The 1264-nt window shown below is 64.0% G+C and carries 1 protein-coding gene; it reads right to left on the reverse strand.

Annotated elements, in window-relative coordinates; genetic code table 11:
- Nucleotides 1–34: 34 nt before the first annotated feature.
- Nucleotides 35–1197, reverse strand: a protein-coding gene (locus ACFUEJ_RS24230; protein ID WP_388032383.1) for an IS3 family transposase whose coding sequence is annotated in 2 segments (ribosomal slippage) — nucleotides 35–910 and nucleotides 913–1197 — 1161 coding nt in all. Because the reading frame shifts where the segments join, the coding sequence is not laid out codon by codon here.
- Between the last annotated feature and the right edge of the window lie 67 nt (nucleotides 1198–1264).

The raw sequence follows: 1264 nt of genomic DNA on the forward strand, positions 1-1264 counted from the left end.
GGGACTGCTGCACGGATAGGTGACGGTTTGGGTGTCATGCCGCGGCAGCGGCGGTGTTGATCATTGCTTCGTACTCGATGGGCGTCAACCGGCCGAGGCGGACTTGCCGGCGGCGGCGGTGGTAGGTCCGTTCGATCCAAGTGACGATTGCGATCCGAAGTTGTTCACGGGTGTCCCAGCGTTGGCGGTCGAGCACGTTGCGTTGTAGGAGCGCAAAAAAGCTCTCCATCGCGGCGTTGTCCCCGCATGCTCCGACTTTGCCCATCGACCCCGTTAGTCCATGAGTATTCAAGGCGTGTACGAACTTTCGCGATCGGAACTGCGATCCCCGATCGGAGTGAACGATGCAGCCGGCCACCTCACCACGACGGGCCACCGCGCTGTGCAACGCTGCCACGGCCAGCCGAGACTTCATCCGGGAATCGATGCTGTAGCCGACGATCCGCCCGGAGTACACGTCCTTGATTGCGCACAGATAGAGCTTGCCCTCACCGGTGTGATGTTCGGTGATATCGGTCAGCCACAACCGATTTGGCTCCTCGGCGGTGAAGTTGCGCTGGACCAGATCGTCATGGACTGGTGGTCCCGGTCGTCGGCCGTTACGACCTCGTTTCTTGCCGAACACCGACCACCAGGCGTTGTCCCGGCAGATCCGCCACGCTGTCCGCTCGGCCATCGACTCACCCACGGTGGTGGCTTCCCCGGCGAGGAATCGATAGCCGAATTCCGGGTCCTCGCGGTGGGCATCGAACAGGGCGTTGGCCCGATACGCCGCGGCCAGCTCGGCAGCGGTGACCGGGCTGGCCAGCCACCGGTAGTAGGGCTGGCGAGAGAGCTGAAGTACCCGACACGACACCGCGACGGCAATCCCGTCGGCGGCGAGCTCTTTCACGAGCGGGTAGAGCCTTTTCCCGGCAGGTTCGCCTGCGACAGATACGCCGCCGCCCGACGCAGCACCTCGTTCTCCTGCTCGAGCAAGCGGATCCGCTTGCGGGCCTCGCGCAGTTCAGCGGACTCGCCGGTGGTCACGCCGGGGCTGCGGCCCTCATCGATGTCAGCACGTCGCATCCACTTGTGCAGCGTCATCGGGTGCACACCGAAATCGTTGGCGACCTGCTCGATCGTGACGCCTTCTCCACGATCACGAGCCACCCGGACCACATCGTCACGGAACTCCTGGGGGTACGGCTTGGGCACAGCTACATCCTTCCCGACCGCCCGAAGGCAAGCCAGATCAGATGTCACCTATCCGTGCAGCAGTCCC

Origin of the sequence: Gordonia sp. NPDC057258 (assembly GCF_042668985.1) — a bacterium.
Taxonomy (GTDB): Bacteria; Actinomycetota; Actinomycetes; order Mycobacteriales; family Mycobacteriaceae; genus Gordonia; species Gordonia hongkongensis.